At 40.4% G+C, this 25,511-nt stretch carries 26 protein-coding genes and 7 pseudogenes; 29 read left to right on the forward strand and 4 right to left on the reverse strand.

Features of this window, described 5'->3' with window-relative positions:
* The first annotated feature begins 5 nt into the window (after window positions 1-5).
* From NYZ99_RS17150 to NYZ99_RS23035, 5 genes and pseudogenes are all read left to right on the forward strand, one after another.
* A pseudogene (locus NYZ99_RS17150) lies at window positions 6-1,589 on the forward strand (4Fe-4S binding protein).
* 92 nt (window positions 1,590-1,681) lie between these two features.
* Window positions 1,682-2,371: a glycosyltransferase family 2 protein gene (locus NYZ99_RS17155; protein ID WP_260572441.1), complete on the forward strand. Its 690-nt coding sequence runs from the start codon at window positions 1,682-1,684 to the stop codon at window positions 2,369-2,371.
* 1 nt (window position 2,372) lies between these two features.
* The gene (locus NYZ99_RS17160) at window positions 2,373-3,857 is read left to right on the forward strand and encodes a cellulose synthase family protein (RefSeq protein WP_260572442.1); all 1,485 of its coding nucleotides are present in this window, start codon (window positions 2,373-2,375) and stop codon (window positions 3,855-3,857) included.
* A 160-nt stretch (window positions 3,858-4,017) separates the two neighbouring features.
* The gene (locus NYZ99_RS17165) at window positions 4,018-4,386 is read left to right on the forward strand and encodes a PmeII family type II restriction endonuclease (RefSeq protein ID WP_260572443.1); all 369 of its coding nucleotides are present in this window, start codon (window positions 4,018-4,020) and stop codon (window positions 4,384-4,386) included.
* 16 nt (window positions 4,387-4,402) lie between these two features.
* A pseudogene (locus NYZ99_RS23035) lies at window positions 4,403-4,575 on the forward strand (PmeII family type II restriction endonuclease); the annotation flags it as partial.
* Window positions 4,576-4,778: 203 nt separating this feature from the next.
* On the opposite strand, the gene NYZ99_RS17170 reads toward NYZ99_RS23035, so the two are convergent.
* On the reverse strand, window positions 4,779-5,219 hold the full coding sequence (locus tag NYZ99_RS17170) for a DNA cytosine methyltransferase (RefSeq protein WP_260572444.1): 441 nt from the start codon (window positions 5,217-5,219) through the stop codon (window positions 4,779-4,781).
* Window positions 5,167-6,201: a DNA cytosine methyltransferase gene (locus tag NYZ99_RS17175; RefSeq protein WP_260572445.1), complete on the reverse strand. Its 1,035-nt coding sequence runs from the start codon at window positions 6,199-6,201 to the stop codon at window positions 5,167-5,169. The genes NYZ99_RS17170 and NYZ99_RS17175 overlap by 53 nt, the downstream gene beginning before the upstream one ends.
* A 261-nt stretch (window positions 6,202-6,462) precedes the next feature.
* On the opposite strand from NYZ99_RS17175, the gene NYZ99_RS17180 reads away from it, so the two are divergent.
* The 9 genes from NYZ99_RS17180 to NYZ99_RS17220 all read left to right on the forward strand — a co-directional run bounded on the left by NYZ99_RS17180 (window position 6,463) and on the right by NYZ99_RS17220 (window position 10,844).
* A complete protein-coding gene (locus tag NYZ99_RS17180; protein WP_260572446.1) occupies window positions 6,463-6,705 on the forward strand; it encodes a DUF1593 domain-containing protein in 243 nt (80 codons plus the stop codon).
* Window positions 6,692-7,444: a nucleoside hydrolase-like domain-containing protein gene (locus NYZ99_RS17185; RefSeq protein WP_260572447.1), complete on the forward strand. Its 753-nt coding sequence runs from the start codon at window positions 6,692-6,694 to the stop codon at window positions 7,442-7,444. The genes NYZ99_RS17180 and NYZ99_RS17185 overlap by 14 nt, the downstream gene beginning before the upstream one ends.
* Entirely contained in the window at window positions 7,445-8,044 is a 600-nt protein-coding gene (locus NYZ99_RS17190; protein WP_260572448.1) for a hypothetical protein, read from the forward strand.
* A 157-nt stretch (window positions 8,045-8,201) separates the two neighbouring features.
* A complete protein-coding gene (locus NYZ99_RS17195; RefSeq protein WP_260572449.1) occupies window positions 8,202-8,828 on the forward strand; it encodes a Crp/Fnr family transcriptional regulator in 627 nt (208 codons plus the stop codon).
* Window positions 8,829-8,995: 167 nt separating this feature from the next.
* A complete protein-coding gene (locus tag NYZ99_RS17200) occupies window positions 8,996-9,205 on the forward strand; it encodes a YgaP family membrane protein (protein ID WP_260572450.1) in 210 nt (69 codons plus the stop codon).
* A gap of 362 nt (window positions 9,206-9,567) precedes the next feature.
* The gene (locus tag NYZ99_RS17205) at window positions 9,568-9,756 is read left to right on the forward strand and encodes a hypothetical protein (protein ID WP_260572451.1); all 189 of its coding nucleotides are present in this window, start codon (window positions 9,568-9,570) and stop codon (window positions 9,754-9,756) included.
* A gap of 22 nt (window positions 9,757-9,778) precedes the next feature.
* Window positions 9,779-9,901: a hypothetical protein gene (locus NYZ99_RS17210; RefSeq protein WP_260572452.1), complete on the forward strand. Its 123-nt coding sequence runs from the start codon at window positions 9,779-9,781 to the stop codon at window positions 9,899-9,901.
* Window positions 9,894-9,980 carry a hypothetical protein gene (locus NYZ99_RS17215; RefSeq protein WP_260575270.1) on the forward strand — a complete coding sequence of 29 codons (87 nt, stop codon included), beginning with the start codon at window positions 9,894-9,896 and terminating at the stop codon, window positions 9,978-9,980. Before NYZ99_RS17210 ends, NYZ99_RS17215 begins: the two co-directional genes overlap by 8 nt.
* A gap of 18 nt (window positions 9,981-9,998) precedes the next feature.
* Entirely contained in the window at window positions 9,999-10,844 is an 846-nt protein-coding gene (locus NYZ99_RS17220) for a hypothetical protein (RefSeq protein ID WP_260572453.1), read from the forward strand.
* A 24-nt stretch (window positions 10,845-10,868) separates the two neighbouring features.
* On the opposite strand, the gene NYZ99_RS17225 is transcribed toward NYZ99_RS17220, so the two are convergent.
* The gene (locus NYZ99_RS17225; RefSeq protein ID WP_260572454.1) at window positions 10,869-11,906 is read right to left on the reverse strand and encodes an alpha/beta hydrolase; all 1,038 of its coding nucleotides are present in this window, start codon (window positions 11,904-11,906) and stop codon (window positions 10,869-10,871) included.
* Complete coding sequence (locus NYZ99_RS17230) at window positions 11,884-12,237, reverse strand: hypothetical protein (protein WP_260572455.1); 354 nt, start codon at window positions 12,235-12,237, stop codon at window positions 11,884-11,886. The genes NYZ99_RS17225 and NYZ99_RS17230 overlap by 23 nt, the downstream gene beginning before the upstream one ends.
* A gap of 397 nt (window positions 12,238-12,634) precedes the next feature.
* Here NYZ99_RS17230 and NYZ99_RS17235 point away from each other — a divergent pair, with 397 nt between their 5' ends.
* The 15 genes and pseudogenes from NYZ99_RS17235 (at window position 12,635) to NYZ99_RS17305 (ending at window position 25,504) form a co-directional block, all read left to right on the forward strand.
* Complete coding sequence (locus NYZ99_RS17235) at window positions 12,635-13,069, forward strand: hypothetical protein (RefSeq protein WP_260572456.1); 435 nt, start codon at window positions 12,635-12,637, stop codon at window positions 13,067-13,069.
* A 75-nt stretch (window positions 13,070-13,144) separates the two neighbouring features.
* On the forward strand, window positions 13,145-13,399 hold the full coding sequence (locus NYZ99_RS17240) for an alpha-L-fucosidase (protein ID WP_260572457.1): 255 nt from the start codon (window positions 13,145-13,147) through the stop codon (window positions 13,397-13,399).
* Entirely contained in the window at window positions 13,396-14,007 is a 612-nt protein-coding gene (locus tag NYZ99_RS17245; RefSeq protein ID WP_260575271.1) for an alpha-L-fucosidase, read from the forward strand. Before NYZ99_RS17240 ends, NYZ99_RS17245 begins: the two co-directional genes overlap by 4 nt.
* A gap of 159 nt (window positions 14,008-14,166) precedes the next feature.
* Window positions 14,167-14,313 (forward strand): alpha-L-fucosidase, encoded by a 147-nt coding sequence (locus NYZ99_RS17250; RefSeq protein WP_260572458.1) that lies wholly within the window; start codon window positions 14,167-14,169, stop codon window positions 14,311-14,313.
* Entirely contained in the window at window positions 14,304-14,624 is a 321-nt protein-coding gene (locus NYZ99_RS17255) for an alpha-L-fucosidase C-terminal domain-containing protein (protein WP_260572459.1), read from the forward strand. The genes NYZ99_RS17250 and NYZ99_RS17255 overlap by 10 nt, the downstream gene beginning before the upstream one ends.
* Window positions 14,625-14,773: 149 nt before the next feature.
* A pseudogene (locus NYZ99_RS17260) lies at window positions 14,774-16,101 on the forward strand (MBL fold metallo-hydrolase).
* Between the two features lie 89 nt (window positions 16,102-16,190).
* Window positions 16,191-17,534 carry an MptA/MptB family glycosyltransferase gene (locus NYZ99_RS17265; RefSeq protein WP_260572460.1) on the forward strand — a complete coding sequence of 448 codons (1,344 nt, stop codon included), beginning with the start codon at window positions 16,191-16,193 and terminating at the stop codon, window positions 17,532-17,534.
* 239 nt (window positions 17,535-17,773) lie between these two features.
* On the forward strand, window positions 17,774-18,394 hold the full coding sequence (locus tag NYZ99_RS17270; RefSeq protein WP_260572461.1) for a GNAT family N-acetyltransferase: 621 nt from the start codon (window positions 17,774-17,776) through the stop codon (window positions 18,392-18,394).
* Between the two features lie 42 nt (window positions 18,395-18,436).
* Window positions 18,437-19,625 (forward strand): annotated as a pseudogene (gene argG / locus NYZ99_RS17275) (argininosuccinate synthase).
* Window positions 19,618-20,591, forward strand: a pseudogene (gene argC, locus NYZ99_RS17280) (N-acetyl-gamma-glutamyl-phosphate reductase). The pseudogenes argG and argC overlap by 8 nt, the downstream one beginning before the upstream one ends.
* Before the next feature lie 67 nt (window positions 20,592-20,658).
* Window positions 20,659-21,453, forward strand: coding sequence for a pyrroline-5-carboxylate reductase (gene proC / locus NYZ99_RS17285; protein WP_260572462.1), 795 nt, complete (start codon window positions 20,659-20,661; stop codon window positions 21,451-21,453).
* 5 nt (window positions 21,454-21,458) lie between these two features.
* Window positions 21,459-22,586, forward strand: a complete 1,128-nt coding sequence (locus NYZ99_RS17290) for an aspartate aminotransferase family protein (RefSeq protein ID WP_260572463.1) — start codon at window positions 21,459-21,461, stop codon at window positions 22,584-22,586.
* A gap of 44 nt (window positions 22,587-22,630) precedes the next feature.
* Window positions 22,631-23,778: pseudogene (locus NYZ99_RS17295) on the forward strand (glutamate-5-semialdehyde dehydrogenase).
* Window positions 23,779-23,803: 25 nt separating this feature from the next.
* A pseudogene (gene proB, locus NYZ99_RS17300) lies at window positions 23,804-24,569 on the forward strand (glutamate 5-kinase).
* Window positions 24,566-25,504, forward strand: a complete 939-nt coding sequence (locus NYZ99_RS17305) for a Rossmann-fold NAD(P)-binding domain-containing protein (RefSeq protein ID WP_260572464.1) — start codon at window positions 24,566-24,568, stop codon at window positions 25,502-25,504. The pseudogene proB and the gene NYZ99_RS17305 overlap by 4 nt, the downstream one beginning before the upstream one ends.
* Window positions 25,505-25,511 lie beyond the last annotated feature (7 nt).

Below are 25,511 nucleotides of genomic sequence, written 5' to 3' on the forward strand. Positions count from 1 at the left end.
CTTCAATGAGCACTATAGATAAAAGCATGTCACTGGCCGGCGAACCCCCAAAGGCCCTGAACACCAACCGAGAAAATATCCGTTCTGATCGGAATGACCGGTTTGGGCATCCTTACTTTACAACTGTTCAATTTACAGTTGGGCAACAGTGCCCTTTGGCTAAGCTTATCACTGCTGCTAATTTTCTTGGGTGTATTCCTATTTTCCCAAGCCGCCTATGCGCATAAATATGAAGGAATTAAAAACGATGGGGTGTGGTTCAAATCCATTTCGAGCAGGGGTATTACGGGCTGGCTGACCGGCATTGCGCTAACGGGATTTTATATTGTCCTTTATTTCTATCCGGAATATCCGGGTTTGGTTCAGGATGGCGACAACAAGGGATTGATTGCTCTGTTCGACCCACTAAGTAAGGCCTTGAGTGGAAACCCGGCCAGTCAGTGGTTTGTGTATGGCACTCTCTACACCCTGGGGATTTTAGCCTTCGGAATTAAATTCATGTGGAAATATAGACATAGTGGTTACCAAAGGTTGCGGACGCTAAGTGTTATGTTCTTCCAAACGGCCTTTGCCTTTATTATTCCAGAAATCATGGCGCGTTTGAACGGAGACCTCCCATATTACGACCTCAAGAACATGTGGCCACTCAACTATTACAATTTTGAGCGATATCGAATTAATGGATTTATCGATGCCGGGGATATCGGCTTGGCCATGTTGTTTTTCGGCATCCTTTCCATTTTTGTGATTTCCCCAATTCTCACATATAAATTCGGGAAACGATGGTACTGCTCATGGGTCTGCGGTTGTGGTGCCCTGGCGGAAACGGTGGGGGCCCGTTTCGTCAATTGAGCGATAAATCCAAATTCGCCTGGAAAGTGGAACGCTGGGTAGTGCATAGCGTAGTGGTTTTTGTTACGCTAATGACCACGGCAGTTATCTATTCTTATTTGGGGAACGATACCAGCAAATACTGGTTGACCAAAACAACATTTCTCATAGGTGTATCCGTAATACTAACCTTGGTTTTCGCTTGGGTAATGATCTTTAAAAGGGACCAACTACAAAAGGACGCCCGATACGGTGCCATTGGCTATTTTACAATTATTGCGGTGTTGACCGCCATGCACTTTTTTAGTGGGGACGGAAATATTTTTCTTTTCAAGTCCAACACTTTGAGAACTACCTACAGCTTTTTGATAGGAAGTATTTTTTCCGGGGTGATTGGAACAGGCTTCTACCCCATTTTTGGTAGCAGGGTATGGTGTCGCTTCGGATGTCCTATGGCAGCTATTCTAGGCTTTCAACAACGATTATTTTCAAAATTTAGGATAACCACCAACGGGGGCCAGTGTATTTCCTGTGGCAATTGTTCCACCTATTGTGAGATGGGTATCGATGTGCGTGCCTACGCCCAAAAAGGAGAGAACATTGTCCGTTCCAGTTGTGTGGGTTGCGGTATCTGCTCAGCGGTTTGTCCCCGTGGCGTTCTTAAATTGGAGAACGGGCCGCAAGAAGGTAGAATCAATCCTACCGAAGTGCTTTTGGGCAATGATGTGGACTTGATGGATTTGGTAAATAAGAAGTAGTTCTTCAATAACCATCCCAAAAGATGGTAAGTTATTGATACTTTTGCGACCAAATTACCTTTAGATGGTTAACCGCCTTTTCAATTAAGATAATGACGGACATAAAAGTTATTATTCCCGCCTTCAATGAAGCAGATTCCATTGCGCACGTTATCCATGACCTTCCAAAATCGGTTTCCGAAATAATAGTTATTAACAATGCATCTACCGATGCAACTGTTGAAAACGCCCGTGCAGCTGGGGCTACGGTGCTTACCGAGACCAAAAAAGGGTATGGATATGCCTGTCTTTGCGGAATGGATTACATCGACAAACAATCCAAACAACCGGATATTATCGTATTTATCGACGGAGACTATTCCGACTATCCTGAAGAATTGGATAAGGTTGTAGCTCCCATTATTGAAAACGATCTTGATTTTGTTGTAGGGGCGAGAAAAAAAAGTTTGCGGGAGGGAGGTTCCATGACCCCGCAACAGGTTTTTGGCAACCAATTGGCCACATTTTTAATGCGATTATTTTTTGGGTCGAAATTTACGGATTTAGGACCTTTTAGGGCGATAAAATACGAAAGTCTCAAAGAATTAAAAATGGAGGACAAAACGTACGGATGGACGGTGGAAATGCAATTGAAAATTTTGCGAAAAAAAATGGCATATACCGAAGTACCAGTACGTTACAAGAAAAGAATTGGTGTTTCAAAAGTGTCCGGTACGGTAAAAGGTACTATCTTTGCCGGAGTAAAAATATTGGGTTGGATCTTTAAATACAGTTTAAAATAATATGGCACTTACCATCTCTTACATTATCATCGCAATCTATAGTATTGCACTGCTGTTGATCTTCTTTTACAGTTTGGCACAATTGAACCTATTGGTCAATTACCTTTCCCAAAAAAGAAAGAACCAAACGGCTCCAAAATTCAACTTGATGAATCCAAAGGAAATCCCCTTTGTGACCATTCAGCTTCCCGTGTACAACGAGGAATATGTAATGGAGCGTTTGTTGGAAAACATAGCCAAAATTGAATACCCAAAAAGCAAGTTGGAAATTCAAGTGTTGGACGACTCTACGGATGACTCCGTAGCGGCCACCGCACAACGTATTTCTGAACTTCAGGAAACGGGGTTGGACATTCAGCACATTCGTAGAACGGATAGAACGGGCTTTAAGGCCGGTGCACTTAAAGAAGGACTTAAGATTGCCAAAGGCGAGTTCATTGCCATTTTTGATGCCGACTTTATGCCGTCTGCTGATTGGTTAAAGAAAACCGTTATCTATTTTAAGGACCCGGAAATTGGCGTGGTACAGACCCGTTGGGGCCACCTGAACCGTGACTATTCTACCCTGACCAAAATACAGGCCTTTGCCTTGGATGCCCACTTTACTTTGGAGCAAGTAGGTAGAAACGCTAAAGGACACTTTATCAACTTTAACGGTACCGCTGGTATCCGGAGGAAACAAACCATTTTGGATGCCGGTAACTGGGAAGGTGATACCTTGACCGAGGATTTGGATTTGAGCTACCGTGCCCAATTAAAGAACTGGAAGTTTAAATATTTGGAGGACGTTGAGACGCCTGCCGAACTTCCCGTAGTAATCAGTGCGGCACGTTCGCAGCAGTTCCGTTGGAATAAGGGCGGTGCGGAAAACTTTAGAAAGACCGTTTGGAGCGTAATCAGCGCCAAGAACATTCCGTTTAAGACCAAGTTTCATGGGGTGATGCACTTGTTGAACAGTAGTATGTTCCTTTGTGTGTTTACCGTGGCCTTGTTGAGCATTCCTATGTTGTACATCAAAAACATGTATGGCCATTTGGCATGGGTATTTGAGGCGACCAGCTTCTTTATCCTTAGTACCATCATCCTTTTTATCTGTTATTGGTTTACGTACAAGAGCGTACAGGGCAGTAGTTTTGACAATTTTGTGGACTATATAAAACTGTTCTTTACCTTTTTCTCGGTAGCCTTGGGCTTCTCCTTGCACAACTCCATTGCGGTGCTGGAAGGCCATATGGGTAAGCGAAGTGAATTTGTCCGTACCCCTAAGTTTAATATCAATAACCTCACCCAAAGCTGGAAGGGCAACAAGTACTTGGCCAAGAAACTGTCTCCCAACATGATCTTGGAGTTCGCCTTAATGCTGTATTTCCTTTTTGGCATGTACAGTGCGGTCCCATTAAACGATTTTGGGCTGTTTCCGTTCCACTTTATGTTGTTCCTTGGATTTAGCTTTGTCTTCTTTAAAAGCTTAACGGCCAGGGCATAATTAAACCTAGTGTATAAAGAATTTAAGGACGGCAATCGCCGTCCTTTTTTTGTTAATTTATTTATTATTTGGCAGGCTAGAATTTTATAATCGCTGTATTTTTATAGATTTGGCTAAATCAGCAGCTAATCAACAATAAGACACCAAAGTAAACTTTGATATGAATAAATTGAATATTGCGGATGTCACCACATATGTGGAGAAAAATATTGGAGATTTTCATTCTAAAAGAATAGAAAAGCTCGGAGGACTCAAATTAAAGACAGTTCTTAAAAGAAAAAATCCTTACTTATTTAAAGCCAAAAACATTCTAACGGCGCAAGATTTAATAAAAGCAATTGTAGATGCCTATATATCTTCGAGTGAAGAGGGGATTTTCGGAAATTGGTTAGAAGGACTTGCTATTCACGTTAATAGCTTAGTTTATGGAGGAAGGAAATCAGGAATCCCAGGGATTGATTTAGAGTTCAACAAGCTTGACGAAAGGTTCATAGTATCTATCAAATGCTGGATCGGACTGGGGAAATGACAGTCAAATTAAAAAAATGGTTGACCACTTTAATTCAGCAAGAAGGGTATTAAAAACTTCGGAGCCAAAATAAGTGTTACAGCGGTAAATGGATGTTGTTATGGCAAAACAACTCCCCGTAACCATTATAAAAAGAAAGGTGATTATTTTAAATATTGTGGTCAAGTATTTTGGGAGTTCATATCTGGTAATAAAGAACTATACAAAGAAATTGTTGAACCTCTTGGACATCTTGCCCACGAAAAAAACGATGATTATGAAATTTCCTATGCGAAAAAAATAAATATGTTCACTAAAGAATTGACGGAAGAATTCTTTACTGACATGGGTGATATTGATTGGGACAAACTGCTTGAGTTTAATTCCAAAGGAACTACCAAAAATGATTAACGCTAAGCCTCAATAAGAGAGTACTTTTTCTCAAACTTCTGAATTGATTTTTCGAAATCAATCTTCCATTCCTTATCATTTGTACGCTTGTAACGAGAATATGAAAATCCATCAAAAGTTGAAATTTCGTCTCCGTTTAGAAGTTTTCTAATATGTAATCCTATTGCCCTTCCCAAACCAACGGGCACTGCATTTCCAATCTGCTTATATTTATCGCGAATACTACCTTGAATATCCCAATCTTCGGGAAACTCCTGTATTCTTTTGTATTCTTGAACACTTAAGGGCCTATTTTCCTCGGGATGAGCTAAATCTGTCGCTGGCATTGCGGGGTGAGTTACTAAGGTGGGACTAGGCTTATTCCAATGAAGTCTTCTTAAAAAACCAGTCTTACCACCTCCGAGAAAAATAGGATTTGCCCATCGCCTCTCTTTGCAAATCATCTGGTAAATTTCTCCAATTCTCTCCTGATTTCAATAATCGATAATATTTTAATCTTTTTTCAGGAAAAGCTATATGCTCCGCATTTTCAGGAAGAAGATTTTTCACAGCTTGTTTAAATGTCTTCCATTTCGGTAAACCAAAACTGGAATTCTCAGAATTAGTTGGTTCCAAATATGGTGGTCTAATACCATCTCTTGAACAAATTATCACCACTCTCTCTCGTTTTTGAGGGGTTCCAAAATTGGCAGCATTGTATAGATTAAAACTTACTGCATAACCCGCATTTTCAAGTCTATTTAATATTTCGTGCAGAGCACCTCCGGGTAATTCATCAACCGTCAAATTTGGAAATCCCTCACCTCTTTGATTATGTGGTCGATGCTTAAGAGGGGCGGATAAAAGTCCACGGACATTTTCTATAACAGCATACTTCGGATTAAGCCCAATAACCATATCAATAAACGAAAGGAAAACATTTCCTCTTTCGTCTTCAAATCCTTTCCGATTACCTGCAGTACTAAAAGCTTGGCATGGCGGACCTCCAACAACAAGGTCTATTTCATCTGTTTTATTCAGTCCAGAAATCTCCCGAACAGTTTCAGGTGAAAACTCTCTAATATCTCCTACCAATGCAATCTCAGGTCTATTTTTTACAATTGTCTTTCTACAAGCATTATCTATTTCACTAGCGAAGAGTGTTTGAAAACCTGCTTGCTCAAGTCCGATATCCATACCCATAGCTCCGCTAAAAAAACTAATTGCAATAGGTTTATCTGATTTTTTTGGTGTACCCAAACCGTAAAAAAGTTGATCCTCCGCAACACCCGCACTTGTTGAAGAACAAAATTCATCTAAATCAGCTTCATTAATTATCCATGATTTCCCGACCATTTCAGCTTTTACCTTTCCATCTCGGCATAAATTTCGAACTTGCTGGGGGGTAATTTGAAGGATTTCAGAAACTTCTTTTACGCTTAACATGGTACTTGTTTTGTTTTCGCTTTCGAAATTATAAAAAGTACCTTCTCAATCAAAAAAAGTTATTAAAAACTACTCACAAAATTTTCAAAGGTACATTAAGTTGAAAAACTAAATTACGTGTACTTTAATAAGACAATATGGATTTATAGATTTTTTAATACAATCGTCTCCCCTCTAAATAATAAGTAAATTATCAATCACATCTACTACTAAGTTTTTCATTATATTTCCCTTTAATTCAGATAACAATCCAACCATATCATGAAAAACATAGTGCCATTCGCCACATCCATCTTTACCCTCTTTTTAATCGTAACCGTTGGAACGCAATGCTTTGCACAGGAAAATTGGGCCGCTAAAGTGGACAAGAGCAAACAGGAACGTATAATCATTACCACAGACTTGGAAATTGACGACATGAACGGGCTTATCCTAAGCCTTATGTATGCGGATCAGTATGACCTTGCCGGTATCGTATGGATCCTCGGGCATGTACCATTTTAATGGTGATAACGGGCAGCATACGCTAGGTGAGATTACCCCTAATTTTAGGTGCAATACCCAGCATTGCGAACATCGGGTAGAGTCGGCAGCGGATCTCACCGAGTATCGACCTGTAGACCCTACTTGGTTGGGGAGTATCGTGGATTATTATGAAGCAGATTACCAATTAATGAGCAAAAACAACCCCAACTACCCTACTCCGGAATACATTAGAAGTATCTCTAAAGTAGGCAATATTGAATTTGAGGGTGATTACCGTTTTGAAACCGAAGGTTCCAAATTGATCGAGGACCTCATCATGGAAGATGATATGCGGCCGCTACACATTCAACACTGGGGCGGTATCAATACGACGGTACGTGCACTGTATTCAATCTATGAGCAATACCATGGAACCCCGGAATGGGAAAAAGTATTAGAAAAAGTAGTAGCTAAGGTTCGTTTTCGAGGTAGTGGCGAGGACAATTGCCGCGCCGATAACAAGATTGACGAGATGTTCCCCGGTTTGCAGGATTTGGGCTATGGTCAGGGCTTCTTTAGTCATGGTTCCTTCTTTGCGGCCAGCTATAATTCCCCCGGACGAGTAGCCGATGAACTGCAGCCCTATCTCCATGCCGATTTCATCTTGGACGCTTACAAAAAAGGGCATGGGAAACTACCTAGTGAAATTTGGTTGATGGGTGAGGGCCGTGCCATTTACGGCGAACCGATTATCTACAACTACGGATTGATCACCTAAATGAACTGGGCAAAATCCGCCGAACTGGGTTGGGAATCGGATGCCCTCAAGACTTTTGAGCGGGCGGATTTTAAACCCAATGACTGGAGCATCTGCCAATTCGGTTGTGCCTCCTATATAGACATAGGGTTGCGTACTGAAATTACGAACAGGGTCGGAGGATTCAATTTTGGACCTAACCCGGAACCTGCGTCTTTCCATGAAAGTGATCGTTATACCATTATCATGTGGGAGGAACTAGCGGCCCGTGCCGATTGGGCAATAGAAGAACCTGAAAATTGCAACCATGCGCCAATCGTAAGTGCAGAAACACTGGATTTAAGTGCCAAACCTGGTCGAACAGTATCGCTTTCCGGTACCGCCACAGATCCGGATGGGAATGAGCTTACGGCGACATGGTGGGTACCCGCTTTCTCCTGTACGTACAAGGAAGGCAAGGCGGAAGGTTTATCGGTTTCATCAGAATCTGGCTGGAACACGGAATTCACCATCCCAAAAGACGCCAAGAAAGGAGATACGTTTTTAGTCAACCTTGAAGTAAAGGATAACGCAACAAGACCCATGACCCGCTTTGCGCAATATGTGATTACTACAAGGTAGAAACAATAAAAAGTAGGATTTTACAATTACCTCTTAGGTAGCGGATTATACGTTTTTAACTATATTCCCATAAATATCCATGCTACCATCCATTGGCATGTCCTTTAAAAATAGTTACTGAATTTAGTAAGGCTGCAAACGCTAGGTAGAACCAAAAATGACAGAAAAGACTATAATTACACAGGCACTCCATTATTTGAGCCCGGATTTGGTTTCAGAAATATCAGCATCGGCAATAATTAAAGAAATTCCAAAGGATAATGAAATTTTAAGGGAGGGACAATACGTAAAAGTGATCCCCATAGTATTGGAAGGACTCATTAAGGTTTTTACGAGACATAAGGACAAAGAACTGCTATTGTACTACATAAGGCCCAAGGAAAGCTGCATCATGTCCTTTTCTGCCAGCTTAAAAAACGAACCCAGCAAAGTGTTCGCCATAACCGAAGAGGACACTACGGCCCTGTTATTGCCAGTGGACAAGGTATCTGACTGGATCAATCAGTTCCCTGACATAAACACTTTATTCTTTCAGCAATATAATCTGCGATATAGCGAATTACTGGACACCATTCACCATGTGCTCTTCGATAAAATGGATCAGCGCTTATTGGACTATTTAAAAGAAAAGGTTCGAGTGACGAACAACAACCCTTTAAAACTTTCCCATAGACAAATAGCCGATGAATTAGGGACAGCACGGGAGGTAATTAGCCGAACCATGAAGAAATTGGAAACGGAAAACTTGGTAAAACAACTTGCAAACGGTATTGAAATCTTGTAGTGGTGACTTTGGTCACTGCACAGGTGAAAAAGGGTCGATACATTTGACATAAAGAATCATGAAAAAGAAAATAATACCTTTTTTGCTTGTTTGTTTGACTTGCATTGCGATGATAACAGGATTGGTTCTTTTGGTTCCATATTTGTCAAACTAAAAAATTATCCATTATGAAAAAAAACATGGGAAATGCCGACCGAATAATTAGAGTGATTATCGCAGCAATCATTGCAGCTCTTTATTATACGAATGTAATAACAGGAACATTGGGCATCGTACTTTTGGTGCTTGCAGGTGTATTTGTGCTAACTAGCCTTATAAGCTTCTGTCCTCTCTACGCTCCCTTTGGAATAAAAACATGCCCAATGAAAAAGGGGTAAATGCTAGCAGTAAAAAAATCTAAAAATAAGGTGGCTTTCTTTCGAGTAGAAAACCACCTTTTTTATTTTGCATAACAGCAATTTATTTGGCTTATCAAATAAGAAAATTAACGGCCAAGTTCAAAACTCCCTGTGATTTTAATTGGGTTCTTTTCAAATGTTACTAGTTGCCGGTAACAAAAACACCTATCTCCTTTGTTTATTGGACGGATTTTAATTGGTCCTTTTGGAATGACTACAAGTTTTCAGCTATTTAGAATTGGACAAAAAGAAAATCAAAAAAGTAGACCTTAAAAAACAAAAGGTGAAGCCAATACATTAAATGGACAATTCGTCTATTTTGTAATTTGAAAACATCTAAAATGAAATTCAAAAGCAAAAAAGACATATTATTCAGTATCTTAATCCTGGGAACAAATGCACTTCTTATTGGGGTAACCTTTGCGGGAATCGCAAAAGGGGAAATGGAAAAAGACGAATATTGGGTACCAGTATTGATTTTGATTCACGGTCATCTTTCTCTTTTGGCTCTATTTTGGAACCAACTATGAGTTATCCAAAGAAAATGGTCTGTTGTATAGAAGCGGATCATTTAATGGGAAAATAAGCATTGATAGAATCACGGAAATCGTAAAGGGCAGAACACTCCGGATAGGTTTCAGACCCGCCACATCCGAGAAAGGGACTCATTGTTAAATATGATCAATACAATGAAATTTATATAAGTCCGAGATACGAACGAAACTTTTATAAAAAAACTACTGGAACTCAATGACCAAATAAAAATCACCGAATGAACAGACGCGTAGCATTAAAAACCTATTCTTTGAGTTTGCTTGGATTAACCTTACCTGGCCTATCAATGTCAAAGGAGCCCTTTGTTAAGCAACAGGAATTATCCAAAAGCTTGGATATTCCAAAACATTATCCCAATATTCCCCCGGAAATTATTTCTGAGGTAGTGGGCAAGTCACACTCCGATTTGGAACGTGTAAAACAACTGGTGGATAAAAGACCGGAGCTTTCCCGATCGGTGTGGGAATGGCGGTTTGGGGATTTTGAATCGGCCATTGGAGCGGCATCCCATGTGGGCAGAAGGGACATCGCACAATACCTTATGGAAAAAGGCGCAAGAGCCACCTTGTTCACCTTTGCCATGTTAGGACATATAAATGTGGTAAAGGCATCCATAGAAGCCAATCCGGGGATAGAAAAAACTATGGGGCCCCATGGCATCAGCCTTTTGGATCATGCCTACGCGGGGGAACGAATGAAAAACGAAATGTCCAATACCGAGATAGAGAATTTGGAACGGACGATAGACTATCTCGCTAATTTGGGAAATGCTGGGGGTGATTCCTATATAGAAGTTACTCCTGAAGAGCAACAAAAATACATTGGCGATTATAAATACGGGGACGGGGAAAAAGAAGGTTTCACCGTAGGTGTAAACATGCGGAAATTACTTTCCTTAGGGCCCATAGGTGGCTTTGGAGGTGGATTGTATAAAACTGGAGAGAATACTTTTATTTATAATGGCACTCCATCCGTAACCATTAGTTTTGAAACGGAAAATAATGCCGTAACGTCTTTAAAAATTACAGATCCAGAGGTAACCGTAATCGCCAAAAAAATCTAAAATCATATTGGCAATATGGCCATTTTAAACCCTACTTAGTTTCGTAGGTTCGGAAAGAACCCAATCCTTTAGGGTGTCTTCATAAATGGTATAATTAAAACCTTCCTTGTTGTAGGTTCCGTCAATCAATCGGCCTTTTAATTGGTATGTATCCCCTGGCGCAAGCTTGGTATTATAGACGAGTTCCCCTTTTTTAATGGTAACATCGGATTCATAGTAGGGTTCGTCAAAGAAATACCAATAGGTCATTTTGGTAGTGGAGTGGTCCGTTTCTCCCCAATAGTGATACAGATGGGTTGGAAACTCGGTCAATCGAATATTATCGGCGACCCATGCATCGGACCATCCCGCAGCTTTATACACTTCCTGGGGTTTCTGATAATTTGCAAGATTATTGGTATCCAGCTCACCATCAAAAATCCACATTTTCAATCCGTTTTTGGCGGCATTCTCCCATTCGGTCGCTGTCCAAGTACCCTCGAACATGGCTTTTCCGGCAATGCCCCCTCCCATGAAGCCATTGTTAAGTATTAGAGTGTTTATCAGTCCCGGGTAGGCAGAGGCAATGGTGTTGATGGCAATAGTACCCCTAGAATTACCGGTAAGGGTTATCGCCTTTGGGTCTGCGTTATAGTTTTTAATAAAATGATGGATCACATTGTAATCATCCTCATAAAACTTGTAATCTTCACCCCCTGTATGGCTACGATCGTGGATATTGAATACGATGGCACCGTTATCCATCCACCGAAATCCGGATCCGTCAAAGTTCAGTCCTGTACCAAAATTATTTGTGCCATCCTCCATTTTCCAGTAAGAGGTACCGTAACCAGTTATGGTAATGATTAAGGGATACTTTTCAGCCCGTCCTGCTTCAAAATGCGGAGGGAAATAGGCCCAGCCCTTAACAAATTTATCACCATCTGTCGCCGTGGTAGGAACCTGGATTCCAAGGGTTTCAAAACTTTGAAAGCCATGCTCCCCATAGTTATTATGTACCGTGGGCAACCATAGCCCTTCGCTATCGTAACTTCCCATTTCATTGGCCGAGACTTGCTGCATTCTCCAAAGTTTCACCCTTATGGAACAATTTTAACTCCAAGGATTCACGTGTTTGATAGCCATCGTTTACAGGTCCGGCTTTATAATCGCCCTCATTCTCCTCCCCAAAATAGATGGTGCCATCCACAGCGCGGTACCATGGCCCGGTAGCCATAAGCCCAATTGGGTTTTTGGTCCGAGATCCCTGGGCATTATCACCTATGTAATTGACAACGTTATCCACAGAAGCTTCAGTATCCTGGGTAATGTACAATGAAACCTTTTGATCGCTTACCGAAACCGAATCTATGATTGCGGTCGCAAAATCTGGATTGGCATAACCCCGATCCATTAGGATATACATTTACGGGGACGCATTATTTAGGTCTACATTCTCTTGATACACAATATCTACCCGCACCAACTTCTGTCCATACCAGGTGAGGTCCGTAAAGGCCTGAATGGACTTTATATTAGTCAATGCCGGTTTTTCTTTAGGAGCTTGACAATTGAAAAAAAGAACAAGACTTACTAATAGTAAAAAAGGGTATTCACGTTTTAGGAGATGCATAAAGATTGGTTTAGGTTGACTATTTCAGTATATAGGTTCTAACTATCCCTACCATACCTTGCCGAAAAGTAGTAAATTCAGAACAATTTGTAACTCGTAACAATCAATAGCAAAAGAAAAAGGAAAAGAATCTTAAAACCGTTTTTAGAGTTTTATACCCAATACCATTGGTGAAAAAATGAATTTATCCAGCTATATAGAGAAAAGGAACGGAGTACCCTTGGGACATAAAGATTCACTCAAAAATATGTTGACTCGTTCTTTGGGTGCAGGAAAGTTCTCAACATTTTGGAAATACTGGAATCCTATTTGGAGCTACTATTTGGGGAAGTTCATATTTAAACCCTTAAAGAAAATACTCCCGGCGGCACCGTCCCTCTTACTTACTTTTATCATTTGTGGGTTTGTGCATGATGTCATCATCATAATGGTAAGGAGTAAAATAATTCTACTTTTTACCCCATGGTTTTTCTTTATGGGCTGCTTCGTTTTGCTGACCAATTGGCTCAAATTGGATTATTCTAACTTACAATGGCCGCTAAGAGCGCTGATAAATCTATTGTTTATTCTTGGATGTTTGTACTTGGCCTATCAAGTAAAAATTGAAATTTAGATTTGCTATATTTCCGGAAATAAAACTTGGGATTACGTCCTTAAAAACCAAGTTGAAACCAACTATATTCAACTAATGAAAAAACAACTACTTCTTTTTGGATTCCTTATAAGTGTAAGCACCATATTCCCCCAAGCTATTTTGGAAGACGAACGTTATGTTCCGGAAACAGACCCGTTGGTGCTGGAAAAACTGGACCAATGGCAGGATATTAAATTTGGTCTCCTCATGCATTGGGGATCTTATAGCCAATGGGGCATTGTGGAATCATGGTTCATCTGTCCGGAGGATTACGGTTGGTGTGAACGTACCAAAGGTAGCGACCCCTGAACTATTTTGTCTACAAAAGGGAATACGAGGACCTTAAAAAGACCTTTAATCCCGTAAAATTTGACCCTGACAAATGGGCACAAGCCGCAAAGGATGCCGGCATGCGCTATGTGGTGTTTACCACAAAACACCATGATGGGTTTTCCATGTTCGATTCCAAATACACCGATTATAAAGTAACGGATCCGGAATGCACCTTCAGCGACAACCCCAAGGCAAACATCACCAAGGAAATATTCGATGCATTTCGAGCCAACGACATGTGGGTAGGCGCCTACTTTTCCAAACCGGATTGGCATCATGAAAACTACTGGGATCCCTATTTTCCACCACAGGACAGAAATGTAAACTATGACCCATCCTTATATCCCGAAAAATGGGAAAAATATGTGCAATTTACACATAACCAGCTACTGGAATTGCTGACGGATTATGGCAAAGTGGACATTATTTGGCTAGATGGAGGATGGGTAAAAAAAGGACCAACAAAATCCGGAGGAAAACTATGCGGAGAAGTTTGCCGAGAACACCTCAGGCAATGGATTTATAAAACACAGAATGGTCTCACAAGACATCCGTATGGACGAATTGGTAACCAAGGCCCGTGAAAAACAACCCGGACTTATAGTCGTGGATCGTGCCGTATATGGAAAAAACCAAAATTACCTTACACCGGAAAACAGGGTCACGAAAAGGAACTTCCCTATCCTTGGGAATCCTGCATCATAACTGGTGATGGATGATCCTACACGCCTGATTCCAAATACATGACGGGTAAAGAGGGCGTACAGATGTTGGTGGATATCGTGGCCAAAGGAGGAAACTTATTACTTAACATTGCCCCCTCCCCGAAGGGGAATGGGACGAAGGTGCCTATAATTTGCTACAGGAATATGGGAAGTGGATGGATATAAACAGTGAAGCAATCTACAACAGCCATACCCTGGCCCCATTCAAAGAGGATAATATCTGTATGACACAACAAGATAATGGGATCACCTATTTCCTATACTTGGCTAAGGAAGGAGAAACTGAAATGCCCGAAAGTATTACCTTAAAATCACACCAACCTGCTGAAGGTAGTGTAGTTACACTTTTGGGATATAAAGACTCTTTAAAATGGACTCCAAAAGAAGGAGGTTTCGTAGCGGAAATACCAAAATCCATCCGTAAAAACCCTCCTAGTGATTATGTGTGGACTATAAAGGTATCGGCATTGAAATAACCTTATCAACTTCATTACGGAAAACCAAAATGTATTGAGGTTAAAACTATAGTTAAATGAGGCTTTATGTAACTTGGGTTACTGTCTATTTTTATAGCATCCCTTATTTTATAGGGACATAATACTCTAATAACAGAAATCTTAACCCAATGATTATAAAACAATTTGAATATTCCCCTTTAGCCCATTATTCCTATGCCATTGTTAGCGATGGACAAATGGCAATAATCGATCCTGAAAGGGACCCAATACAGTATTATAAATTCGCCCATGAACATCGGGCCAAAATTGTGGCAGTATTTGAAACCCACCCTCATGCCGATTTTGTAAGTTCCCACCTTCAAATTCATGAGGAAACAGGAGCGACTATTTACAATAGCAAAAAATTAGGGGCGGAGTACCCACATCAATCCTTTGACGAGGGAAGCACCTTAATCCTGGGTACGGTAATGCTATCTGCCATCAATACACCGGGACATTCGCCCGATAGTATTACCATAATGGCCAAAAGTGAAAATAAAACGGCCCTCTTTACTGGAGACACGTTGTTTATTGGAGACGTGGGAAGACCTGATTTAAGGGAAAAAGCGGGAAAAATGAAAGCCAAGCGTCAAGAATTGGCAGAAATGATGTATGATACCATACAGAACAAATTTAAAGATCTACCAGACGACGCCTTAGTCTATCCAGCACATGGAGCAGGTTCCCTTTGTGGAAAAAATTTAAGTTCTGACAAGAGCAGTACCCTTGGAAATGAACGTATGGGCAATTGGGCTTTTAAGAAACAGTCCAAAGAGGAGTTTGTGAACTATTTGTTGGATAGTCAACCATTTATTCCTTCCTATTTTGGATTTAATGTGGACATCAACAAAGCAGGGGCAAAAAATGTACGAAAATCGAATGCCAAGGTTGCTTTTAAATTCAATTCTTCCGAGAAAGGACTTTTGGTGGATACAAGAAATGAGACGGATTTTAAAAATGGCCATTTACCCGGAAGCATTAACATACAGGCAAATTCCCCAAGTGATAAATTTGAAACATGGCTGGAGTTCATAGTGGAACCAAATGAAATATTCCATATAGTCATTGATAATCCTTATGATTTGGAGGCTATCTTGGATAGGGTCTCTAAAATTGGCTATGAAAGTCAGTTAAATTCTGTTTTGACTGTGGATAATAACGCATTGGTAAAAAGTAGCGCTTTAGACCTGTCCGATTTCAAGAAGAATCCATCGAGTTATACCATTGTGGATATTCGTAATCAAAGTGAAATCAATGAAGGGACCTTTTTGAAGATGCTTTGGCACACCCGCTAAATGAACTTAGGAAAACGTATAAAGAAATACCTTTGGACAAGCCCATTGTGGTGCACTGTGCAGGGGGCTATAGAAGTGCGGCCGGGAGTAGTTTGCTCCAAAAACTGTTGGAAGGTGCCACCGTTCTGGATCTGGGCGATAATGTAAAAGAATTCAAGTAAACTATTTTTCATTTTCTAATTGATCTGGATAATTTTGAAGTTGAAATAATCCGTTAAATTAGTGTGCTTGTTCAACCAAACTAAACAACGTGCCCGGAAGGTTAACCACGTATCTTCAACTTCATAGACTGCCCCTACTTTTTGCGCTGTTCTCCTTTGTATTTTATTATGCTCCGGCGTATCAGTTGGAACGGACGGACTATGTAAAGCTGTTTACACTTTTTGCGGCACTCTTCTTTTTTTGTTGGAAACTCATCCAATTTGAAAAATGGAACTATCGGTTTCTTCTTGTTACCGGTATTACGGCGAGACTCATATTTATTCCCCTCGAACCCCATTTATCACAGGATTTTTATCGTTTTATATGGGATGGCCAATTGATCATCCATTTTTTGAACCCTTATTTAGAAGTTCCAAACACCCTGATGGAAAATCCAGAATTGCCCATCGCCAATGCACAAGAACTGTATCAGGGCATGGGTAGTCTTAGTGCAAAACATTATAGCAGTTACCCGCCGCTCCATCAATTGTTTTTCGCCTTAGCCGCCCTTTTGGGTGGAAAATCCATCCTGGGATCTATCATAGTTTTAAGGGGTACGGTCATTCTTGCCGATTTAGGCATCTTTTACTTCGGTCGTAAACTATTGAAAAAACTCAACCGGTCGCCCCATCTTATCTGTTGGTATTTCTTGAACCCATTGGTCATCGTAGAACTTACGGGCAACCTACATTTTGAGGGAATTATGCTATTCTTTACGGTATGGTCACTCTATCTGATATCCCAAAACAAATGGCAACTGGCGGGGGTTATTATGGCCTGCTCAATTTCGGTAAAGTTGGTGCCCCTACTTTTCATGCCTTTATTTTTAAAATACTTCGGCTTAAAAAGAAGCCTATTTTTTTATCTAATTGTTGGAACAGCCTCCATCCTTTTATTTATACCTTTTTACAGTCCAGCTTTTTTCTCGAATTATTCACAAACTGTAGGGCTTTGGTTTACAAACTTCGAATTTAATGCCGGATTCTATAATGTTATAAAACATATTGCTGTTTCAATGGGTGAAAGACCTTGGGAGTTCATAAAAGACTATGGAAAAGTAGTTCCATATGTGACATTGGGAACGGCCTTATTTTTAACCATACAAAGAAACAACAAGGAACTATTGGTACTCATGTCCTCTATGATGTGGCTGCTCACTCTGTATTACATGATTTCTACCACGGTACACCCTTGGTATATCATCCCCATTCTTCTATTAGGAATCTTTAATTCCTATAAATTTCCGGTTATATGGACAGGAATGATTGTGCTTAGTTATTTTGCTTACTCACAAGTGGACAATAAGGAGAATTTACTTTTATTAGGGTTGGAATATACCGTAGTCTTAGGCTTTATAGGCTACAGAATTTTTGCTCATCTTAACAAAAAGTAAGCTTTTTGTAAAAATTGCCCCGTCTTTTAGATTGGTCCGAATTAATTTGTACTTTTACTCTCATAATGAACGAGAACAATTACATTTTGATTTCTACGAGTATCAGTACTCCCATTAGTCCGTTCGTATCTCGCCGTAGTCGCCCGTAAGGGTTGTATATTTTTATTGGAATTAGGTGAGTCCATTTCCGCACGAGCAAAATCTTATTTTTATTTCTTTTTTAATCATAAATTATAGCAATGAAGCTAGTTGTTGCTAACGAATCACACTTCAAATACGCGCAGATTATCTGTGATACTATAGCTGAATCTGCAAAGATTCGGGGAACAGGTATAGCAAAACGCACTCCGGAATATATTCAGAAAAAGTTGTCCAACGGAAATGCCATTATAGCATTGAACGGGGATAAATTTGCGGGGTTCTGTTACATTGAAGTTTGGGGCCATGAAAAATTCGTGGCCAATTCAGGATTGATCGTACACCCGGATTATAGGGGTCACGGACTCGCAAAAGCCATAAAGGGTAGGATTTTTGAGCTCAGTAGGGAGAAATTCCCCAATGCCAAAATATTTGGTATTACCACTGGATTGGCAGTGATGAAAATCAATTATGAACTTGGTTACCAACCGGTTACCTTTTCCGAGCTGACGGATGACCCTGAATTTTGGAAAGGATGCCAAACTTGTAAAAACTTTGATATTTTAACCCGTACAGAGCGTAAAATGTGTCTGTGTACCGGAATGTTGTACGACCCCGAACGAAAGGAAAAAGACAAGAAGAAGAAAGAAATAAGCAGCAAATCTTTTAAACGATTAAAAAGTATCAAGGAAGCCCTGTTTTTTAAAAAAGAATATAAGTAATCATAATATCCCAACATTATTGGGAAAATAAAGTAACTAGAAATGAAATTAGTGTTAGCATACAGTGGTGGTTTGGACACCTCCTATTGCGCCAAATATTTATCGAAGGAAAAAGGATTTGAGGTCCACGCAGTGAAGTGTAAATACAGGCGGGTTTTCAGCGGAAGAAATCAAGAATATTGAAAAGAAGGCCCTTGAACTGGGTGCCTCTTCCTACACCTCCATTGACGCCGTGCAGACTTTTTATGACAAAGTGGTGAAGTACCTCATCTTCGGTAATGTCCTTAAGAATAATACCTACCCGCTTTCGGTGAGTGCCGAACGTATTGTACAGGCTATAGAGATTGTTAACCATGCCAAGAAAATAGGGGCCAAATATATAGCCCATGGTAGTACCGGTGCGGGCAACGACCAGGTGCGTTTTGATATGATCTTTCAGATCATAGCTCCTGAAATAGAAATCATCACCCCCATACGTGACAACAAATTGGCCCGGGAAGTTGAAATCAAATATTTGCAGGAAAATGGAGTCGACTACCCTTGGGAAAAGGCTAAATATAGTATCAACAGGGGCCTTTGGGGAACATCCGTAGGAGGAGAGGAAACTTTAACTTCGCAAAAAGCCCTCCCTGATAGTGCATATCCAAGCCAGTTGGAGGAAAAGACCCCAACAGATGTAACCTTGACCTTTAAGAAAGGGGAACTGGTGGCCATAGATGGTATAACGGACAACCCTGTAAACAATATTGAAAAATTAGAGGCCATGGCATCAAAGTATGCCATTGGTAGGGATATTCATGTGGGAGATACCATCATTGGAATAAAGGGTAGAGTGGGCTTTGAAGCAGCTGCTGCCTTGATCATCATTAAGGCACATCATCTATTGGAAAAACATACCTTATCCAAATGGCAACAGTTTCAAAAGGAACAACAAGGAAACTTCTATGGTATGCTACTACACGAGGGGCATTACTTGGATGCCGTGATGCGAAATATCGAGGCCTTTTTGACCGATACCCAAAAAACGGTTTCCGGCGATGTATTTGTTAGTTTATATCCTTTCCAATTTAGGTTAAATGGCATTTCATCACCACATGACCTAATGAACGCTTCCTTTGGAAGCTATGGTGAAATGAACAAGGGTTGGACAGCAGAGGAAGCCAAGGGCTTTATTAAAATTCAGTCCAACGCGGGCAAAATATACAACCATGTTAATCAAGGCAATGATTAAAGCTGGTATTATTGGAGGTTCGGGGTATACCGGTGGAGAACTTGTAAGGATATTATTGAACCACCCTGCGGTAGAAATCGATTTTGTTTATTCCACAACAAGAGCAGGAAAAGATTTGTCTACCGCACATCCCGACCTTTTAGGCATGACAGAAATCCGGTTTACCGGAACGGTAAATTTAGAGGTAGATGTCGTATTTCTTTGCCTGGGACATGGAAATTCCTCAAAGTTTTTATTGGAAAATGAATTCTCGGAAAAGACCATTATCATTGATTTAAGCAATGACTTTCGATTACAGGCGGATGCCAATTTCAATGGAAAGCAATTTGTGTACGGTTTACCTGAATTGAATACTTCCGATATTGAATATGCACAATACATCGCCAATCCGGGATGTTTTGCTACAGCGATTCAATTGGCACTTTTGCCATTGGCCAAGGCCGGAAAGTTATCGGATATGATACATGTCAATGCCGTTACAGGTAGCACGGGCGCCGGGATAAGCCCAACCGATACTTCACATTTTAGTTGGCGAAACAATAACGTAAGTTGGTATAAACCTTTTACCCATCAACATCTTGGGGAGATTAATGAGAGCCTAAAATCACTTCAAGAAAATGTTGGGGAGCTATTTTTTCTTCCCAACCGTGGAAATTTCACTAGAGGAATTCTAGCTACGGCCTACACAGATTTCCATGGGTCTTTAGAAGATGCAAAGGAATTGTTTAAAAGCTATTATTCCGATGCCATTTTTACCCATATTTCAGAAGAACCCATTAGCTTAAAGCAAGTGGTGAACACCAATAATTGTCATATCCATTTGCACAAACATAATGATACCCTTTTGGTAACATCGGCTATCGACAATTTATTAAAAGGAGCTTCGGCCAGGCGGTTCAAAATATGAATTTGATGTTAGGTTTGGAAGAGAATCTAGGATTGAATTTAAAAGCAAGTGTTTTTTAACTTCGACTGCGCTCAGTTACTCTTTTTAATTAGAATGTGGTCGACATAAAAAATAAACAACAAGACAATGAAAATAGCAATCATAGGTGCGGGTAATCCGGGGCTATCCATAGCAAAAGGAATTCTGAATAGCAATGGGGCCACTAGTATGTACCTGACCAAAAGAAACGTAAAGTCCATTTCAGAATATGAAAAATATGGCAATGTTACGGTAACTTCAGATAATAGGGAGGCAGTAGCGAAATGTGATATCTTGATATTTGCTGTGCAACCTGGTCATTTTGCAGGGATCCTGGAAAGTGTACAGGATTTGTTGACGGATAACCATGTCATTATTTCCACCATCACAGGTTTTGAAATTTATAAAATCGAAGCGGTAATTGGCGCCGATCACTATATTATTAGAAGTATGCCCAATACCGCCATTTCCGTAGGACAATCCATGACCTGTATCTGCAGCAACGAGAAAGGCAAAAAACGCATTGATTTGGCCAAAGCTATTTTTAATCGAATGGGTTATTCTATGGAAATTCCGGAATCCCAAATGCAGGCGGCCACGGTAATCTGTGCCAGTGGTATCGCTTTACGGATGCGTTTGATACGTGCCACCACACAAGGAGCCATTCAGTTAGGTTTTGATGCTAAAGACGCTCAAGAACTGGCTATGCATACTTGTAATGGAGCTGCCCAATTACTGATAGAGTCCGGCAATCACCCGGAAGAAGAAATAGATAGAGTGACTACACCCATGGGCTGTACCATACAAGGATTGAATGAAATGGAGCACCAAGGTTTAAGTTCTTCACTTATACAGGGCATTGTAGCTTCCTATGATAAAATAACCGAGTTCAAAAAGAAGTAAAAACGATGCAACTATTCGACGTATACCCATTGTATGATGTAACACCTGTTTCCGCTAAAGGAATCGTAGTTACAGATGATAAAGGACAAGAGTATTTGGATTTTTATGGTGGACATGCCGTGATTTCCATCGGCCATTCGCATCCCCATTACGTAAAGCGCATAAAGGATCAATTGGATAAGATCGGGTTCTATAGTAATGCGGTTCAAAATCCGATACAAGAAGAATTAGCACAGAAATTGGGGAAACTTTCCGACTGCGAAAACTATAATCTATTCCTATGCAACTCCGGGGCGGAAGCGAACGAAAATGCTTTGAAAATGGCTTCCTTTATTACCGGAAATTCTAGGATAGTCGCTTTTAAAAATAGTTTTCATGGAAGAACCTCGGCGGCTGTAGCGGCAACGGACAATGCTTCTATAAATGCGCCCATAAACAAACAACAACAGGTTACTTTTTTGGCTTTGGATGATTCCGATGGCTTAGAAATGGAACTCAATAAAGGAGATGTATGTGCGGTCATTATCGAAGCGATTCAAGGAGTAGGTGGTTTAGATGAACCATCAACTACGTTCTATCAAAACATAGCCTCTCTTTGTAAAGAACATAAGGTAGTACTCATCGCAGATGAAGTACAATCAGGTTATGGCAGGAGTGGCAAATTCTTTGGCTTTCAACACCATAATATAGAACCTGATATCATAAGTATTGCAAAGGGCATGGGGAATGGATTTCCCGTAGGTGGCATTCTGCTCCATGAAGATATAAAAGCAAGTCATGGCTTGTTAGGAACTACCTTCGGTGGCAACCATTTGGCATGCGCAGCGTCCTTGGCAGTTCCGGAAGTCATTGAAGATGAAAACTTGATAGAAAATGCAGCCAAGCTTGGGGTCTATTTTAATAGAAAAGCCAAGGAAATCCCTCAGGTCAAAAGAGTTAAAGGTAGAGGCTTGATGTTGGGTCCGGAATTTGATTTTGAAGTGGGATCGTTAAGAAAAAAAATGATTTATGATTATCACCTTTTTACGGGTGGTGCCAAAGATAAATACGTGTTGCGCATTCTTCCGGCACTAAATATTACCGAAAAGGATATCGACACATTTTTCGAGGCATTAAAAGCAGCATTACATTGAGTAAACAGTTAGATTTAAAAATAAGGAACTCCGTTTTGAAATCGATGGCACACTTGATTGCAATCGAAAAACCAAAATTATTATCCGCCAATAAAACGGATATGGATAGTTATGATGGGGCGGATTTGGCCATGGGCGACCGATTAAAAGTGGATGATGCCAAAATACGGGGAATGATTTCATCATTGGAAAAATTAGCCTCAGAACCGGACCCTTTAGGTATTGAGCGATTTTCATTCACCCACGAAAACGGAATCAAAGTAAGCAACAAGACAGCTCCCTTTGGCACCATTCTAATTATCTATGAGTCAAGACCCGATGTAACCATTGAAGCGGCTGGAATTGCCTTCAAATCAGGAAACAAAATTTTATTAAAGGGTGGTAAAGAATCCCTGAATAGCAATCTTTTTCTTGTAGAACTCGGCATAAGGCCCTAGCAGAACATGACTGCCCTAAGGAATGGGTTACCTATTTACAGTTTGATCGTTCCCAAACCCAAGCATTTTTGGAAAATCCCCCACAAAAACTGGATTTAATTGTTCCTCGTGGGGGTGAAAAACTGATTGCCTTTGTAAAAGAACATGCTAGCTGTCCGGTTATAGTAAGTGGTAGAGGTAACAATTTTGTTTATGTGGACACTGATGCCGATTTGCAAATGGCCTTAGATATAATAGTCAATGGGAAAACATCCAAAATTTCTGCTTGTAATGCCCTTGACAAAGTCCTTGTTTCAAGGGATTTGCCACGAAAACAGGAGTTTTTACAACATCTTATTCAATCACTTAAAAAACATAATGTAGAAATTTTAACGGATGCCAAATTGGAAGGGTTGGAGGGAACTTCCTTGATGGATGGCCAAAAAGTTTGGTACGAGGAGTTTTTGGATTATAAAATCTTGATTGGGCAGGTACCTGATTTAGAAGAGGCGGTAAAGACCATAAACACCTACGGCGGAGGACATTCGGCAGTTATTATTACCAATAATGAAGAAAAGGCAGAGGAGTTCATGACGGCAGTGGATTCTGCGGCAGTATATCACAACGCCTCTTCGAGGTTTACGGATGGCGGTGAGTTTGGTCTTGGTGGGGAATTGGCCATTAGTACTGATAAATTACATCAACGTGGCCCCATAGGCCTTCAACATCTAGTGACCAATAAATGGTATGTTAGGGGAAATGGCGAGATAAGATAAATGGCCGATGGATAAATCAAATAATATGTCCAAAAAAAGAATTTTGCTCAAAGTTGGATCCAATACACTTACTAAGGAAACAGACCAGATTTCCGAGAGGTAAGATTGAGGATATAGGTAGGCAAATAGCCAAACTAAAGAATGACTATGAGTTTATACTTGTAAGTTCCGGTGCTATTGCGGCTGCCAAGCAATTCGTAAAATTGGAACATAATGGCTGGGAGATCACGGTGAAACAGGCTTTGGCCGCAATAGGTCAACCCCACCTTATGCGGATTTTTCAGGAAAATTTTCGAGAACTAGGCCTGTTTACTTCTCAATGTTTGCTTTCCTACTCGGATTTTGAAAAACCGGAATCCAAAGAGAACATAAAAAACACGATTAACGTACTGGTTGAAAATAATTTCATACCCATTATCAATGAGAATGATACTGTAGCAACGGATGAGATTAAATTTGGCGACAACGACAAACTTGCCGCGTTGACCGCCAGCCTTCTTGACGTGGATTTATTAATCATTGCTACAAATACAGATGGTATCTACCTTAAGGAAACCATTCAGGACCCAACGCCAAAAACGATATTGGAAGTAAATGACATCAGTGAACTGGAAAAAGAAATTAGCGTTGAGAAATCGTCCCATGGAACTGGAGGAATGGAATCCAAAATGCAGGCTGCCGGAATAGCCAAAAAGGCCAATATTGAAACTTGGATCGTGAACGGACTCCAAGACAATTTTATTTCAGATGCCATTGCGGGTATATCGAACTTTACAAAAATTAACATATGAAGCATTATTTATCCATTAAGGACATAGACAATCTTTCCGAGTGGGTCAAAGAAGCAAGGATATTGAAATCCCAACCGAAAGCCGATAAGAATCTAGGGGCCAATAAAACCATTTGTCTTTTATTCTTTAACAACAGTCTTAGAACACGCTTAAGTACACAAAAAGCTGCGATGAACCTAGGGCTTGATGTCATGGTGATGAACTTTGGGAGCGAAGGATGGGCCTTGGAATACGGGGATGGAACCATCATGAATCAAAACACGTCGGAGCATATTAAGGAGGCTGCCCAGGTCGTTTCCCAATACTGCGATATTGTAGCCATAAGGGCATTTCCCTCATTAACTGACAAAGAACAGGATGAAGCTGAAGTGGTTTTAAACGGATTTAAAAAATACACCAGCATTCCCGTTGTAAATATGGAAAGTTCGGTTGGCCACCCTTTACAAGCCTTGGCAGATGCCATTACCTTGGACGAACAAAATACAAAGGCAAGACCAAAGGTTGTACTGTCATGGGCTCCACATCCAAAGGCATTACCGCACGCTGTTGCCAACTCTTTTGTAGAAATGATGGGTTTACAGGAAGCCGATTTTGTAATTACCCATCCTGAGGGGTATGAACTTAATGAAGCCATTACCCAAAATGCAACTATTGAATACGATCAAAAAAAGGCTTTGGAAAATGCAGATTTTGTGTATGTTAAAAACTGGAGTAGTTATAAAGATTATGGTAAAATTTTAATTCAGGATCCTAACTGGATGATGACCAAAGAGAAATTGGGATCGGCCAAATTTATGCATTGTCTCCCGGTAAGAAGAAATGTAGTTGTGGAAGATGCCGTATTGGATAGCGATCAGAGCCTGGTCATTGAACAGGCAAATAACAGGACATATTCCGCACAAATCGTTTTAAAGAAAATATTGGAAAGCCTCTAAATTTGAC

Source organism: Maribacter litopenaei (assembly GCF_025244665.1).
GTDB classification, from domain to species: Bacteria; Bacteroidota; Bacteroidia; order Flavobacteriales; family Flavobacteriaceae; genus Maribacter; species Maribacter litopenaei.

Coding starts and splice junctions, on each gene's coding strand:
- NYZ99_RS17155 (WP_260572441.1), top strand. CDS start 1,682: ATGACGGACATAAAAGTTATTATTCCCGCCTTCAATGAAGCAGATTCC.
- NYZ99_RS17160 (WP_260572442.1), top strand. CDS start 2,373: ATGGCACTTACCATCTCTTACATTATCATCGCAATCTATAGTATTGCA.
- NYZ99_RS17165 (WP_260572443.1), top strand. CDS start 4,018: ATGAATAAATTGAATATTGCGGATGTCACCACATATGTGGAGAAAAAT.
- NYZ99_RS17170 (WP_260572444.1), bottom strand. CDS start 5,219: ATGATTTGCAAAGAGAGGCGATGGGCAAATCCTATTTTTCTCGGAGGT.
- NYZ99_RS17175 (WP_260572445.1), bottom strand. CDS start 6,201: ATGTTAAGCGTAAAAGAAGTTTCTGAAATCCTTCAAATTACCCCCCAG.
- NYZ99_RS17180 (WP_260572446.1), top strand. CDS start 6,463: ATGAAAAACATAGTGCCATTCGCCACATCCATCTTTACCCTCTTTTTA.
- NYZ99_RS17185 (WP_260572447.1), top strand. CDS start 6,692: ATGTACCATTTTAATGGTGATAACGGGCAGCATACGCTAGGTGAGATT.
- NYZ99_RS17190 (WP_260572448.1), top strand. CDS start 7,445: ATGAACTGGGCAAAATCCGCCGAACTGGGTTGGGAATCGGATGCCCTC.
- NYZ99_RS17195 (WP_260572449.1), top strand. CDS start 8,202: ATGACAGAAAAGACTATAATTACACAGGCACTCCATTATTTGAGCCCG.
- NYZ99_RS17200 (WP_260572450.1), top strand. CDS start 8,996: ATGAAAAAAAACATGGGAAATGCCGACCGAATAATTAGAGTGATTATC.
- NYZ99_RS17205 (WP_260572451.1), top strand. CDS start 9,568: ATGAAATTCAAAAGCAAAAAAGACATATTATTCAGTATCTTAATCCTG.
- NYZ99_RS17220 (WP_260572453.1), top strand. CDS start 9,999: ATGAACAGACGCGTAGCATTAAAAACCTATTCTTTGAGTTTGCTTGGA.
- NYZ99_RS17225 (WP_260572454.1), bottom strand. CDS start 11,906: ATGCAGCAAGTCTCGGCCAATGAAATGGGAAGTTACGATAGCGAAGGG.
- NYZ99_RS17230 (WP_260572455.1), bottom strand. CDS start 12,237: ATGGATCGGGGTTATGCCAATCCAGATTTTGCGACCGCAATCATAGAT.
- NYZ99_RS17235 (WP_260572456.1), top strand. CDS start 12,635: ATGAATTTATCCAGCTATATAGAGAAAAGGAACGGAGTACCCTTGGGA.
- NYZ99_RS17240 (WP_260572457.1), top strand. CDS start 13,145: ATGAAAAAACAACTACTTCTTTTTGGATTCCTTATAAGTGTAAGCACC.
- NYZ99_RS17250 (WP_260572458.1), top strand. CDS start 14,167: ATGACGGGTAAAGAGGGCGTACAGATGTTGGTGGATATCGTGGCCAAA.
- NYZ99_RS17255 (WP_260572459.1), top strand. CDS start 14,304: ATGGATATAAACAGTGAAGCAATCTACAACAGCCATACCCTGGCCCCA.
- NYZ99_RS17270 (WP_260572461.1), top strand. CDS start 17,774: ATGAAGCTAGTTGTTGCTAACGAATCACACTTCAAATACGCGCAGATT.
- proC (WP_260572462.1), top strand. CDS start 20,659: ATGAAAATAGCAATCATAGGTGCGGGTAATCCGGGGCTATCCATAGCA.
- NYZ99_RS17290 (WP_260572463.1), top strand. CDS start 21,459: ATGCAACTATTCGACGTATACCCATTGTATGATGTAACACCTGTTTCC.
- NYZ99_RS17305 (WP_260572464.1), top strand. CDS start 24,566: ATGAAGCATTATTTATCCATTAAGGACATAGACAATCTTTCCGAGTGG.